This window comes from Streptomyces gottesmaniae (assembly GCF_031845845.1).
Lineage (GTDB): Bacteria > Actinomycetota > Actinomycetes > Streptomycetales > Streptomycetaceae > Streptomyces > Streptomyces akebiae.
On record NZ_JAVRFJ010000011.1, the window covers coordinates 214,843 to 229,087 of the forward strand.

The 14,245-nt window shown below is 72.0% G+C and carries 8 protein-coding genes; all 8 read left to right on the top strand.

The window, feature by feature from the left end; genetic code table 11:
- Positions 1 to 77 precede the first annotated feature (77 nt).
- The 8 genes from RM704_RS15240 (at position 78) to uppS (ending at position 14,093) form a co-directional block, all read left to right on the top strand.
- Positions 78 to 1,169 (top strand): BMP family lipoprotein, encoded by a 1,092-nt coding sequence (locus RM704_RS15240; RefSeq protein WP_033525224.1) that lies wholly within the window; start codon positions 78 to 80, stop codon positions 1,167 to 1,169.
- Positions 1,170 to 1,198: 29 nt separating this feature from the next.
- Complete coding sequence (locus RM704_RS15245; RefSeq protein ID WP_052145814.1) at positions 1,199 to 2,803, top strand: ABC transporter ATP-binding protein; 1,605 nt, start codon at positions 1,199 to 1,201, stop codon at positions 2,801 to 2,803.
- Positions 2,800 to 3,954: an ABC transporter permease gene (locus RM704_RS15250; RefSeq protein WP_052145815.1), complete on the top strand. Its 1,155-nt coding sequence runs from the start codon at positions 2,800 to 2,802 to the stop codon at positions 3,952 to 3,954. Before RM704_RS15245 ends, RM704_RS15250 begins: the two co-directional genes overlap by 4 nt.
- Positions 3,951 to 4,886, top strand: a complete 936-nt coding sequence (locus RM704_RS15255; protein WP_033525225.1) for an ABC transporter permease — start codon at positions 3,951 to 3,953, stop codon at positions 4,884 to 4,886. The genes RM704_RS15250 and RM704_RS15255 overlap by 4 nt, the downstream gene beginning before the upstream one ends.
- A gap of 108 nt (positions 4,887 to 4,994) precedes the next feature.
- Positions 4,995 to 7,853 carry an esterase-like activity of phytase family protein gene (locus RM704_RS15260; protein WP_078936930.1) on the top strand — a complete coding sequence of 953 codons (2,859 nt, stop codon included), beginning with the start codon at positions 4,995 to 4,997 and terminating at the stop codon, positions 7,851 to 7,853.
- Between the two features lie 128 nt (positions 7,854 to 7,981).
- Entirely contained in the window at positions 7,982 to 9,466 is a 1,485-nt protein-coding gene (locus RM704_RS15265) for a 3' terminal RNA ribose 2'-O-methyltransferase Hen1 (RefSeq protein ID WP_033525226.1), read from the top strand.
- The gene (locus RM704_RS15270) at positions 9,463 to 12,015 is read left to right on the top strand and encodes a polynucleotide kinase-phosphatase (protein ID WP_033525227.1); all 2,553 of its coding nucleotides are present in this window, start codon (positions 9,463 to 9,465) and stop codon (positions 12,013 to 12,015) included. Before RM704_RS15265 ends, RM704_RS15270 begins: the two co-directional genes overlap by 4 nt.
- A 218-nt stretch (positions 12,016 to 12,233) precedes the next feature.
- The gene (gene uppS, locus RM704_RS15275) at positions 12,234 to 14,093 is read left to right on the top strand and encodes a polyprenyl diphosphate synthase (protein ID WP_033525228.1); all 1,860 of its coding nucleotides are present in this window, start codon (positions 12,234 to 12,236) and stop codon (positions 14,091 to 14,093) included.
- Positions 14,094 to 14,245: the final 152 nt, after the last annotated feature.

Genomic DNA, 14,245 nt, shown 5'->3' on the forward strand with positions numbered 1-14,245 from the left:
AAAACGTTTTGCACTTCTTACTGTCGCTGTCAGCGAGTAAAGAGAAAGCAGGGAAAATGATCAGGAGACCGAGGGCGATGAGAAGTTACGGGCCGGGAGCCGCTGCCGTGGTGGCGGGAATGCTCGTGCTGAGCGCGTGCGGCGGATCGGGCTCGGACGATTCCGGGGAGGCGTCCTCCGGAAAGCCCCGGATCAAATTGGTGGTCAATGGCGGGCTCGGCGACAAGTCGTTCTTCGACTCCGCGTACGAGGGGCTGAAGCGTGCCGAGGGCGAGCTCGGCTACGAGTTGAAGGTGGTGGAACTGGGGCAGGACCGAACCAAGTGGGAGCCGGGATTCGAGGACGCGGCGGCGGCCGACGACTACGACATCCTCGCGGCCGGCACCTTCGACGTCACCGACTACATCGGTGAACTCGCCCCGCAGTACCCGGACAAGAAGTTCTGGGTGTTCGACTCCGCCGTCGACTACACCGGCAAGAACGGCTGTTCCAACAAGTGCGAGAACGTCTACTCGGTGACGTTCAAGCAGAACGAGGGCGGATATCTGGCCGGATTCCTCGCCGAGAAGCTGGTCGCCGAGAAAGCCCTCAAGGGCGCCGAATCCCTGAACAAGGTCGGCGTCGTCGGGGGCGTGAAGATCCCCGTCATCGAGGACTTCATCGTCGGATTCAAGGCCGGATTCAAGGCCGCCGGCGGGAAGAACTCCGACGTCCTCACCCAGTACGTCGGGGGCGACAAGCCCTTCGGCGACCCCGCCAAGGGCAAGGAGATCTCCACCGCGATGTACGGGCAGGGCGCCGCCCTCGTCTGGCCGGTCGCCGGGCTCTCCGGACTCGGCACCTTCGAGTCGGCCGCGAAGGCCGGCCGCTACACCTTCGGCGTCGACTCCGACCAGTACCGGACCCTCACCGACAACGCCCAGAAGAACACCGTCGTCACCTCGATCCTCAAGAACGTCGGCAACGCCCTCTACCAGGCCGCCGAGGACGACAAGAAGGACGCCGTGAAGTACGGCGCGGTGGAGAGCGTCGGTCTCGCCGAGGACGCGGTCGGTTACGTCGACGACACCCACTTCCAGGAGATCGTGCCGGAGAAGATCCGCACCGAGCTCCAGGAGGCGGCCGACCGCGTGAAGTCCGGTTCCCTCACGGTCCCCAGCGCCTTCTGACCCCCGAACCCACCCCGAACGGCCTTGAGATGAACGAGTCATGGGACCCGGCCGGGCCCGCCGTCGCCACCCGCGCGGTCACCAAGACCTACGCCAACGGCGTCCGCGCGGTCCGGGGCGTCGACCTCGACGTACCGGCCGGCGAGATCCGCGCGGTCGTCGGCGAGAACGGCGCCGGCAAGTCCACGCTGATGAAGCTGTTCTACGGTCTGGAGCAGCCCACGTCCGGCGAGATCCTGATCGGCGGCCGGCCCCGCGTCCTGCGCGGCCCGGCAGCCGCGATCGCGCTCGGCGTGGGCATGGTCCACCAGAACCTGATGCTGGTGCCGTCCTTCACCGTCGCCCAGAACGTCGTCCTCGGCGTCGAGCCCGGCCGGCGCGGCCTGGTCGACGCCAAGGCGGCCGTCGAGGCCACCGCCCGGCTCGCCGAGGAGGCCGGCCTCGCCGTCGACCCACTGGCCCGCATCGACGAGGTCTCGGTCGGCATGCGCCAGCGCGCCGAGATCCTCAAGGCCCTCCACCGCCGCGCCCGGACCCTGATCCTGGACGAGCCCACCGCCGTCCTCACCCCACAGGAGACGGAGGACCTCTTCGCCGCCGTGCGACGCCTGCGCGACGGCGGGATGACCGTGCTGTTCATCTCCCACAAGCTGCGCGAGGTGCGGGAGATCAGCGACCGGGTGAGCGTGATGCGGGCAGGCGCCCTCGCCGGGACCGTCGCCACCGCGGACACCTCCGAGCGCGAACTCGCCGCGATGATGGTCGGCCGCGAGATGTCCCTCGACGTGGACCGGGCCCCGCCCCGGCGAGCCGGGACCACGCTGCGGGTGCGGGACCTGGGATACACCGCCCCGACCGGTCAGTCCCTGCACGGCCTCGACTTCGATGTCGCCGCCGGCGAGATCGTCGGGGTGGCCGGCATCGAGGGCAACGGGCAGACCGAACTCGCCGAGATCCTCGCCGGGTTGCGACGACCGAGCACGGGGACCGTACGGGTCGGCGACACCGACACCGCCGGGCTGGACGTCGCGGGACACCGCCGGGCCGGCATCGGGTACGTCCCCGAGGACCGCCTCCACGACGGGGCCGCGCTCGACGAGTCCATCGCCGACAACCTCGTCGTCGACCGGCACGACCGCCCGCCCCTCGCGCGCCGCGGCGTGCTGCGCCCGGCAGCCGTGCGGGCCCACGCCGAGGGACTCGTCCGGGACTACGCGATCCGCACCCCCGACCCGTCCGTCCCGGTGCGCGCCCTGTCCGGCGGCAACATGCAGAAGGTCGTCGTCGCCCGCGAACTCTCCGCCGAGCCGAGGCTTCTGATCGCCTCCCAGGTCACGCGCGGCGTGGACATCGGCGCCATGCGCTTCATGTACGAGCGGCTGGTCGCCGCCCGCGACGGGGGCGCCGCGGTCCTCCTCATCTCCGCCGACCTCACCGAACTCCTCGCCCTCTCCGACCGGTTGCTCGTGCTCAAGGACGGCCGGCTCGTCGGCCGCTTCGACGACACGACGGACCTCACGGAGAAGCGGGTCGGCCTCTACATGCTCGGCGTCGAGCACCACGCACGGGAACGGCTGAGAACCGGGTTGGACGACGGCGGTTCCGGCGACCCGGGGAAGGCGGCGGCCTCGTGACCAGCACCCTCATCGAGAGCGAGGACCGCAGGGAGTACCGGGCCACCCGGCGCCGCGGCCTCGTCGTCGACCTCAGCATGACCCTGGCGACCATCCTGGCGGCCCTCGTCATCGGCTTCCTCGTGATGCTCGCCACCGGCAAGGACCCGGTCGCCGCCTACGAGGCCCTGCTCACCGGCCCGTTGGAGCGCTCCTTCCGCGTCGGCCGCTGGCTGGAGGACGCGACCACGCTCACCCTGCTCGGTCTGTCGGTGGCCATTCCCTTTCGGGCCCGCCAGATCAGCCTGGGCGCCGAGAGCCAGCTGTACGCGGGCGCCCTGGCGGCGGCCACGGTCGCGATCTTCCTGCCGCTGCCGCCCGTCGCCGCCGTGATCGTCCCGTTGGTCGCCGCGGCGGCGGCCGGGGCCGGCATGGGCTTCGTACCCGGGTCGATGAAGGCACGGCTCGGCGCCAACGAGATCGTCGCGACGCTGATGCTCAACGCCATCGTCGTCCGCGTCTACGACTACCTGGTGAACGGACCGTTGAAGGAGTCCGGCAGCAGCGCCGTCCATTCGGAGCGCATCCAGCCGGACTCGGCCCTCACCCCGCTCACCGAATGGCTCGGCGTTCCCCTCGGCCGCGCCAACGTCGGCTTCCTGGTGATGCTGCTCACCGCCGTCGCCCTGTGGCTGCTCATCACCCGCACCCCGCTCGGCTACCGCATCCGCATGACCGGATCCAATCCGCACTTCGCCGAGTACGGCGGCATCCGGGTGCCCCGCGCCATCGAGTGGAGCTTCGTCATCGGCGGGGCCGTCGCGGGCCTGGCCGGAGCGCATCTCGTGCAGGGCGTGTACGGGCGCCTCGAACCCGGGCTCGCCGGGAGCCTCGCCTTCGAGGGGATCGTGGTGGCGCTGCTCGCCCGGAACAACCCGCTGGTCGTCGTGGTCGCCGGCCTCTTCTACTCCTATCTGCGTGCCGGGGGAGACATCATGGAACAGCAGACGGACGTGGGCACGGAGATCGTCGTCGTGATCCAGGCGGTCATCGTCCTGCTGGTCACCGCCCAGGCCCTCCCGGACCTCCTCAAACGCCGCCTCGCACGCAGGCAGGCCGACACCTCGCGAGGGCAGGCGGGCGCCGCGCGCGGGAAGGCGGGCACCCGATGAACTCCGTCCTCGACGTCGTCCTCAGCAGCGCCTTCCTCGCGGCCGTGCTGCGCGTGGCGACCCCCTACCTGCTCGCCGCCATGGGCGGACTCGTCGCCGAACGCGCCGGCATCAGCAACATCGCCCTGGAGGGCCAGATGCTGAGCGCCGCCTGCACGGGCGCGCTGGTCGCCGGCTACAGCGGATCGGTCGCGGCCGGCGCCCTCGCAGGCGTGACGGTGGCCGTCCTCCTCGGCCTCCTCCTCGCCGCGCTCCGTCTCGAACTGGGCGCCGACGCGATCATCGCGGGCATCGGCCTCAACCTGCTCGCGTCCGGCGCCACCGCCTACGCCGTCTTCACCCTCCTCGGCGACAAGGGCGGCACCTCGGGCCTGAAGAGCGGAACGCTTCCCACGGTCACCCTGCCGGGCATCGAGGACATCCCGGTGGTGGGGGACGTGCTGAGCGGCCAGAACATCCTGACCTGGCTGGCCTTCCTCGCGGCCCCCTTCGTCGCCTGGCTCTTCTACCGCACCCGCTTCGGCTTCCACCTCCGCGCGGTCGGCGAGATGCCGGACGCGGCCGCCTCGGTCGGCATCGCGGTGCGGCGCGTCCAGTACGCGGGCCTCGCCCTCAGCGGCGCGCTGGCCGGCCTCGCCGGGGTGTTCCTCAGCATGGGGTACGTCTCCTTCTTCGTCCGGGACATGACCGCCGGCCGCGGCTTCATCGCGCTCGCCGCGGTCTTCCTCGGCGGCCTGCGCCCCTGGGGCGTCTTCCTCGCCGCCCTCGGTTTCGGCGCCGCCGAGGCCCTGGCGGTACAACTCGGCACCCTCGACGTACCACCGCAGCTGGTGTCGACCATCCCGTACGCCATGACGCTCGTCGCCCTCGCGCTGTACGCGTGGCGCAGGAAGCGGCGGGGCGTGGGCGAGGTGGCTCCGGCCTCGCTCTGAGCTCACCCTCCCAAGGTTCGACCGACCGCGTGCGCAAGGCGGTCGAGCCGTCCGTTGCTCCGGCCTGCCCGGAAGACCACCCTCACCCCACCCGGAAGGGACCCACCCATGCCCCGACACCGACAGCGGGTGCGCCGCGGACACGTCGCGCTCGCCGGCCTCACCGCCTCCGCCCTCCTCGGCGGCCTCGCCCACGCCGGCGGCTTCGCGGCGGACGCCGCCCCCGCACCGGGCGGCCCGCGGAAGACCCAGAACGGTGTGACCCTCCTCGACACGCTCACCGTCCCCGCCGGAACGACCGAACTCGGTATGCCCTTCGGTGGCCTGTCCGGCATCGACTACGACCCGAAGACCCGCACGTACGCCGCCCTCAGCGACGACCGCTCGGAGAACGGCAAGGCACGCTTCTACACACTCCGACTGCCCCTCAGCGGACAGAAGTTCGCCGAGGACAAGCCCACCCTGGACGCCCTGACCGTCTTCGACGACACCACCGGTGAACCCTTCGCCGCCAAGGCCGTCGACCCGGAGGCCATCCGCTGGAACCCCGGCGGCAAGGGCCTGCTGTGGACCAGCGAGGGCGCCTCCGCCTCCGGGCAGCCGGCCTTCGTCCGCGAGACGTCCGCGTCCGGCGCGTATGTACGCGAACTGCCGCTGCCGAAGGCGTACGCCCCCGTCCGCGCGGAGTCGGGCACCCTCACCGCCGGCGTCCGCAACAACCAGGCCCTCGAAGGGCTGACCCTCTCCCCGGACGGCCGCAAGGCCGTCACGATCACCGAGAACGCGCTCGTCCAGGACGGCCCGGCGGCCGGACTGACCGCGAAGAGCCCCTCACGTCTGCTGGTCATGGACCGCCGCACCGGCAAGCCCGAGGCCGAACACGTCTACGAGGTCGACCCGATATCCGCCGCGCCCACCGCCCCGCTGCCGGCCCCCGTCGGCACCTACGCGGCGGACCGGGGTGTCTCGGAGATCCTCGCGATCAACAGGACCGACTACCTCACCGTCGAACGCTCCTTCGCCTCCGGCGTGGGCTTCGCGATCCGCCTCTACTGGACCACCACACGCGGCGCGACGGACGTGCACGGCGAGCGAAGACTGTCCGGCACGGAGCGACCCATGCCGAAGAAGCTGCTCTACGACTTCACCCTCTCCGGCACGGACGCCGACAACGTCGAGGGCATCACCTGGGGCCCGACCCTCCCCGACGGCTCCCGCACCCTCGTCCTCGTCGCCGACGACAACTTCGGCTTCAACGGCAGCGTCACCAAGTTCCACCTGCTCTCGCTGCGCCCCGGCACCCTGGCCGACGGTGCCCCCGCCACCCCGAAGCAGCCGGACACCGTCGACGTCCAACTCCTCTCCTTCAACGACTTCCACGGCAACCTGGAGCCGCCCACGGGCCGCGACGCCACCCTCGGCTCCAAGCTGGACCCGAAGTCCACCCCGGTCGGCGGCTCCGAGTACCTGGCGACCCGGCTCGGACAGCTCCGTGAGGGCACCGACGCCTCCCTGACCGTCGCCGCGGGCGACATCATCGGTGCCAGCCCCTTCCTCTCCGGCCTCTTCCACGACGAACCGACCGTCGAGGCCATGGAGAAACTGCGGCTGGACGTCACCGGCGTCGGCAACCACGAGTTCGACGAGGGCACCGAGGAACTGCTGCGCATCCAGCACGGCGGCTGCCACCCCGAGGACGGCTGCTACATCGAGGGCCGGCCCTACGACGGCTCCGCCTTCCCGTGGCTCGCGGCCAACGTCCTCGACCGCACCACCGGCGAGCCGCTCCTCGCGCCGACCTGGGTCAAGGAGGTCGACGGCGTCGAGATCGGCTTCATCGGCATGACCCTGGAGGGCACCCCCGCGGTCACCGGCCAGTCCGGCATCACGTCCGTACGCTTCACCGACGAGGTCGAGACCGCCGACGCCGCCGCCCGCGCGCTGCGCCGCCAGGGCGTCGAGGCGATCGTGGTCCTGCTCCACGAGGGCGGCGTCCAGGCCGGCTCCTACGGGCAGTGCGACGGCATCTCCGGTCCGATCGTCGACATCGCCGAGCACCTGGACCCGGCCATCGACGCCGTCGTCACCGGCCACACCCACCAGCCCTACATCTGCTCCCTGCCCGACCCCGCCGGCAACCCGCGCACGGTCACCTCGGCCTCCTCCTTCGGCCGCGTCGTGACCGAGACACGGCTCCCGGTGGACCGCCGTACCGGCGACGTCGTACGCGAGCAGGTCGCCGCGATGAACCACCTGGTCACCCGCACCGGCACCAAGGACACCGACCAGAGCGCCGTCATCGACAAGTGGAAGGCACTCGCCGCGCCGCTCGCCAACCGGGTCGTCGGCAGCGTCACCGCCGACATCACCCGCTCCGAGACCCGCGACGCCGAGTCGGACCTCGCCAACCTCGTCGCCGACGCCCAGCTGGCGGCGACATCGGCACCCGAACGGGGCGGCGCGCAGATCGCGTTGATGAACCCCGGCGGCGTACGGGCCGACCTCACCCACGCCACCTCGACGGGCGGCGAGGCACCCGGCGAGATCACCTACGCCGAGGCCTTCGCCGTGCAGCCCTTCGCCGGGTCCCTGGTGTCGGTGGACCTCACCGGAGCGCAGATCGAGAAGATCCTGGAGGAACAGTTCGACGACTCCGGGACCCGCGCGCCCACCCTGATGCTGGGTGTCTCCAAGGGCCTGACCTACTCCTACTCCCGCAGCGCCCCGGTCGGCGACCGCGTCGACCCCTCGTCGATCGAGCTCGACGGCGAGACCCTGGACCCGGACGCCACCTACCGGGTGACCGCCAACACCTTCCTCGCGGCGGGCGGTGACGGCTTCACGACCTTCGCCGAGGGCAGGAACACGGTCGGCGGCGGCGACGACATCACCGCCCTCACCGACTACCTCACCGCGAGGAGTCCCGTCGCCCCACCGGGCACCGACCGGGTCACCGAACTGCCCTGACGTCCGGACCCACGTCGTGGCCGCGGGGCACGGCCGCGGCCACGACGTGGCGAAAATGCCTGAGTGCGCCCCGATCCTTCGCTGTACGTTGGGCGTCCATCAGACACCCACCATGAGGCCACTCCACCGTGTTCCTGACGATCAGTACCACCGGCTCCCCAGAGCGCCCAGCGACCGACCTCGGTTTCCTGCTGCACAAGCATCCCGACAAGACGCAGGCGTTCAGCACCTCCTACGGCAAGGCGCACGTCCTCTATCCGGAGGCGGACGTCGAGCGGTGCACGGCCGCGCTGTTGTTGGAGGTGGACGCGGTGGCATTGGTCCGACGGGGCAAGGGCAAGGGCCGCGGCGGCGCCCCGGACGCGGCGCTCGCCCAGTACGTCAACGACCGCCCGTACGCGGCCTCCTCGCTGCTCGCCGTCGCGCTGAACGACGTCTTCTCCAGTGCCGTGCGCGGCCAGTGCAAGGCCCGCCCCGAGCTCCCGGAGCAGGTCCGGCCGCTGCGCGTCGAGATACCGGCGCTGCCCGCCCGCGGCGGGCCCGACCTCGTCGTCAAGCTCTTCGCGCCGCTCGGCTGGAGCGTCACCGCCGAGGCGGTGCCGCTGGACGCCCAGTTCCCCGAGTGGGGCGCCTCCCGCTACGTACGGCTCGTCCTGGAATCCGAGTCGCTGACGCTCGCCGAGGCGCTGCGTCACCTCTATGTCCTGCTGCCGGTCCTCGACGACGCCAAGCACTACTGGGTGTCGTCCGACGAGGTCGACAAGCTGCTGCGGGCGGGCGAGGGCTGGCTCCCGGCCCACCCGGAGCACAAGCTGATCACCAGCCGCTACCTCTCCCGCCGCTGGTCGCTGACCCGGCAGGCCATGGAGCGCCTGGAACTCGTACGGCTGGCCGAGGCCGACGACAGCGAGGTCGAGGACATCGACAACGCCGTCGAGGAGCCCGCGGACGACGAGGCCGAGGAGAAGCCGACGCCGCTCGCCGTGCAGCGCCGGGACGCGATCATCGCCGCGCTCAAGGACTCCGGGGCCGCCCGCGTCCTCGACCTCGGCTGCGGCCAGGGCCAGTTGGTGCAGGCGCTGCTCAAGGACGTCCGCTTCACCGAGATCGTCGGGACGGACGTGTCGATGCGCGCGCTCACCATCGCCTCCCGCCGCCTCAAGCTCGACCGCATGGGCGAGCGACAGGCCTCGCGCGTCCAGCTCTTCCAGAGTTCCCTCGCCTACACCGACAAGCGGCTCAAGGGCTACGACGCGGCCGTGCTCTCGGAGGTCATCGAGCACCTCGACCTGCCCCGGCTGCCGGCCCTGGAGTACGCGGTGTTCGGCTCGGCCCGTCCTCGCACCGTCCTCGTGACCACTCCGAACGTCGAGTACAACGTCCGGTGGGAGACCCTGCCCGCCGGCCACGCCCGTCACGGGGACCACCGCTTCGAGTGGACCCGTGAGGAGTTCCGGACCTGGGCGTCCATGGTCGCCGAACGGCACGGCTACGACGTCGAGTTCGTCCCCGTCGGCCCCGACGACCCGGAGGTCGGCCCGCCCACCCAGATGGGCGTGTTCAAGCAGCGCGACACCGACAGGACCGACGAGAAGGAGGCGAAGGCAGCATGAGCGAGACCACCCAGCAGACCGGCAAGGGGCGCACCCTGCCCGTCACCGACCTCTCCCTCGTGGTCCTGATCGGCGCCTCAGGCTCGGGCAAGTCCACGTTCGCCCGGCGCCACTTCAAGCCCACCGAGATCATCTCGTCCGACTTCTGCCGGGGCCTCGTCTCCGACGACGAGAACGACCAGAGCGCGACGAAGGACGCCTTCGACGTGCTCCACTACATCGCGGGCAAGCGCCTCGCGGCCGGCCGCCGTACCGTCGTCGACGCGACCAGCGTGCAGCAGGAGTCCCGCAGGCAGCTGATCGACCTGGCACGCAAGCACGACGTGCTGCCGATCGCCGTCGTGCTCGACGTACCGGAGGAGGTGTGCGCCCAGCGCAACGCGGCCCGCACCGACCGCGCCGACATGCCGCGTCGTGTCATCCAGCGCCACATCCGCGAACTGCGCCGCTCCCTCAGGCAGCTGGAGCGCGAGGGCTTCCGCAAGGTGCACGTGCTGCGGGGGGTCGAGGAGGTCGACAACGCCACGGTGGTGACCGAGAAGCGCTTCAACGACCTCACCCACCTCACCGGCCCGTTCGACATCGTCGGCGACATCCACGGCTGCGCGAACGAACTGGAGACGCTGCTCGGCACGTTGGGCTACGTCGACGGCGTCCACCCGGAGGGCCGTACGGCCGTCTTCGTCGGTGACCTCGTCGACCGGGGCCCGGACAGCCCGGCCGTGCTGCGCCGGGTGATGTCGATGGTCGGCTCCGGCAACGCGCTCTGCGTGCCCGGCAACCACGAGAACAAGTACGGCCGTTACCTCAAGGGCCGCAACGTCCAGCACACCCACGGGCTCGCCGAGACCATCGCGCAGATGGAGGACGAGAGCGAGGAGTTCAAGCAGGAGGTGCGGCAGTTCATCGACGGGCTCGTCAGCCACTACGTCCTCGACGGCGGGAAGCTGGTCGTCTGCCACGCCGGTCTGCCGGAGAAGTACCACGGCCGCACCTCCGGCCGGGTCCGCAGCCACGCCCTGTACGGCGACACCACGGGCGAGACCGACGAGTTCGGACTGCCGGTGCGCTACCCGTGGGCGGAGGACTACCGGGGGCGCGCGGCGGTGGTCTACGGCCACACCCCGGTGCCCACCGCCACCTGGCTGAACAACACCATCTGCCTCGACACGGGCGCCGTCTTCGGCGGCAAGCTCACCGCGCTGCGCTGGCCGGAGCGCGAACTCGTGGAGGTCCCGGCGGAGAAGGTCTGGTACGAGCCGGCCAGGCCGCTCGCCACCGAGGCGCCCGGCGGACACGAGGGCCGGCCGCTGGACCTGGCGGACGTGCACGGCCGCCGGGTCGTCGAGACCCGGCACGCGGGCCGGGTCTCGGTGCGCGAGGAGAACGCGGCCGCCGCCCTGGAGGTGATGAGCCGTTTCGCGGTCGACCCGCGTGTGCTGCCGTACCTGCCGCCGACCATGGCCCCGACCGCGACCTCGCGCGTCGACGGCTATCTGGAGCACCCGGCGGAGGCGTTCGCGCAGTACAAGGAGGACGGTGTCGCGCGGGTCGTGTGCGAGGAGAAGCACATGGGTTCGCGGGCGGTCGTCCTGGTCTGCCGTGACGCGGACGCGGCCCGCTCCCGCTTCGGTGTCGACGGGCACACCGGCTCTCTCTACACCCGTACCGGCCGCCCGTTCTTCGACGACGAGGCGCGCACCGAGCTGGTCCTCGCCCGGATCCGCGAAGCCGTCACGGCGGCCGGACTCTGGGACGAACTCGACACCGACTGGCTGCTGCTGGACGCCGAGCTGATGCCCTGGTCGCTGAAGGCGTCCGGGCTGCTGCGCACCCAGTACGCGGCCGTCGGCGCCGCCTCCGGCGCGGTGTTCCCGAGTGCGCTGACCGCCCTGGAGGGCGCCGCGGCACGCGGCGTCGACGTGGGCGACCTGCTGGGCAGGCAGCGTGAGCGGGCCGCCGACGCGGCCGCGTTCACCGAAGCCTACCGGCGCTACTGCTGGCCCACCGAGGGCCTGGACGGCGTCCGGCTCGCCCCGTTCCAGATCCTCGCCGTGCAGGGCCGCAGCCTGGCCGGGCTCCCGCACGACGAGCAGTTGGCCCTCCTCGACCGGCTCGTGGAGTACGACGTCAGCGGCCTGCTGCAGACCACCCGGCGCCTCTTCGTCGACACCGGGGACGAGGCCTCGGTGCGGGCGGGCGTCGACTGGTGGCTGGAGATGACCGGCCGGGGCGGCGAGGGCATGGTCGTCAAGCCGGTCGGGGCGCTCGTGCGCGACGGCCGGGGACGACTGGTCCAGCCGGGCATCAAGTGCCGGGGCCGGGAGTACCTGCGGATCATCTACGGCCCGGAGTACACCCGCCCGGAGAACCTCGCCCGGCTGCGCGGGCGTTTCCTCAACCACAAGCGGTCCCTCGCCCTGCGCGAGTACGCCCTGGGCCTGGAGGCGCTGGACCGGCTCGCCGAGGGGGAGCCGCTGTGGCGGGTGCACGAGGCGGTGTTCGGGGTGCTGGCCCTGGAGTCGGAGCCGGTCGACCCCCGGCTGTGAGAGCGACGCCCGCCACGGACGACCCTCGTCCGTGGCGGGCGGACCCGCGCCCGGGACGTGACATTGCGGCTGATAATGTCGCGAGCAGGCGTGGCCGTGTTCCGCGTTCGAGAGGTTCCGGCGGTGCTCGGGGGGACAGCGATCGCAGCCGATCGCAGGCGACCGCTGTCACCCGAGTCGGTCCCATCGGTCCCAGTCGAAGGTATGTGGGGTTTCCCATGCGTCGCACCACCACGCGGTCCGGAACACGGCCCGGAACGCGGTCCGGACGAGAGCTGTCGGCACTCGACGCCGCGTACGACGAGTGCCGCCGCCTGGTCCGCACGACCCGGCCCACCGAGTACGCCCTGATGCAGCTGATGCCGCCGGTGGCCCGCCCTGTCTCCTGGGCCCTGTACGCCGCCTTCGCCTTCGCCGACGACCTGCTGGACCGCTCCGTCGAGGCCCCCGAGGAGCGGGGCCGCCTGCTGCGGGAGTGGCGGGCCGCGCTGGAGGCGGACCTCGCGAGCGGGACCAGCGACGACCCGGTCCGGCTCGCCCTGACCGACGCGGTGTGGCACTGGGGGCTGGACCTCGGTGATCTGCTCGGCGCCCTCGACGCGCTCCAGCGCGACGACGACCGCGGGTCCGTCGCGACCTGGGCGGAGTGGCGGGAGCGGGCCCACGCCCAGAACATGAGCTGGCCCGAACAACTCATGCGGATGCTGGTCCGCGTCGGACTCCCCGTCCCCGTGCGGCTGAGGGATCTGCCCGGCTTCACCCGGTTCGTGGAGGGGCTGTTCCTGACCGACATGCTCCGCGACCTCCCGGAGGACCTCGACGGCGGGCACGTGTGGTTCCCGACGGAGGTCCTCGACCGTTTCCAGGTCACCCGGGCGGAGCTGCTGGCCCGTGAGTGGACCCCCGCCGTCCGCCGACTCGTCGCCCACCTCGCCGACCAGGCACGGGAATGGCTGGAGGATTCCCGTCGCGCGCTGCGGAACACGCTGCCGCTGGGTCCCGCCATCGTGCTCGACTCCGCCGTCGCGCTGTTCGGTGCCGAGCTGGACGCGTTCGTCCGGGCCGGCTCGGCCGCCCTGCACCGGCAGGTACGGGTGCCCCGGCCCATCGAGTGGCGGATCCTCGGTCCGGCGCGGGCGCGGGCGGCCGTGGTGTGGCGGCTGACGCTCCCGCCCGGCAGGGACGCGGCCGCCGAGGCGTCGAGGACGGCCGCGCACCGGCCCGCCGGTGCGTCGGGTGACGACTCGGCACCGGCTCTGCTCGCCGGGCCCGAACGGCTCACCACGCGCGTCGCCGAACCGCCGCTGCCCCCGCGCCCGCACCGCGACGGCGCCCGCCCGCCCGCCATAGCCGAGGCACACCTCCCCCAGCACGTGGCGATCGTCATGGACGGCAACGGCCGTTGGGCCACCGGGCTCGGGCTGCCCCGCGACGAGGGACACCGGGCCGGAGCGGTCGCGCTGCGTGACGTGGTCCAGGGCGCGCTGGAGATCGGCCTCGCCCATCTGACGGTCTACGCCTTCTCCACCGAGAACTGGAAGCGGTCGCCCGACGAGGTCTCCAAGCTCTTCGCGATCATGCGCGCCGAGCTCCTCGACGGCGAACTGCTCGACCACGACGTACGCCTGCGCTGGGTGGGGTCCCCCGACGGCCTCCCGGAGGACGTGGTGGAAGTCCTCCGTGCCCAGGAGCACGCCACCCGCAACCGCACCGGCCTCACCCTCAACGTCTGCGTGAACTACGGCGGCCGTGCCGAACTCGCGCAGGCGGGCGCGTCGTTGGCCCGGGCCGCCCTCGCGGGTGAGGTCGATCCCGCCCGCGTCTCCGAGCAGCTCTTCGCCGCGCATCTGCCCCACCACGCCCTGCCCGACGTCGACCTGCTGTGGCGCACCAGCGGCGAGATCCGCACCTCCAACTTCCTGCCCTGGCACGCCCACTACGCCGAACTCCACTTCACCGACCAGCCCTGGCCCGACGTCGACCGCCGCGACCTGTGGGAAGCGGTGGTCGCCTACACCCACCGCAAACGCCGCAAGGGCGCGGCGTCGGCACCGGCCCCGGCGGAGGGGGCGGAGTAGCTCTCGCCCAGTTCCCCGCGCCCCGTCAGGGCCGCGCCCCGTCAGGGGCCTGCGGCCCGGTAGGGGCGCGGGGAACGGCGCGAGAAGCCCCCCCCCCCCCCACCCCAAGAAACGGCCGCCGCCGGGGCCGCCGGGGGGCGCGCCCCCGCCGG

What these genes read in the sequence shown, in the direction of transcription:
- RM704_RS15260 (WP_078936930.1), top strand. Translation starts at nt 4,995, where the DNA reads ATGCCCCGACACCGACAGCGGGTGCGCCGCGGACACGTCGCGCTCGCC.
- RM704_RS15245 (WP_052145814.1), top strand. Translation starts at nt 1,199, where the DNA reads ATGAACGAGTCATGGGACCCGGCCGGGCCCGCCGTCGCCACCCGCGCG.
- RM704_RS15240 (WP_033525224.1), top strand. Translation starts at nt 78, where the DNA reads ATGAGAAGTTACGGGCCGGGAGCCGCTGCCGTGGTGGCGGGAATGCTC.
- RM704_RS15270 (WP_033525227.1), top strand. Translation starts at nt 9,463, where the DNA reads ATGAGCGAGACCACCCAGCAGACCGGCAAGGGGCGCACCCTGCCCGTC.
- RM704_RS15255 (WP_033525225.1), top strand. Translation starts at nt 3,951, where the DNA reads ATGAACTCCGTCCTCGACGTCGTCCTCAGCAGCGCCTTCCTCGCGGCC.
- uppS (WP_033525228.1), top strand. Translation starts at nt 12,234, where the DNA reads ATGCGTCGCACCACCACGCGGTCCGGAACACGGCCCGGAACGCGGTCC.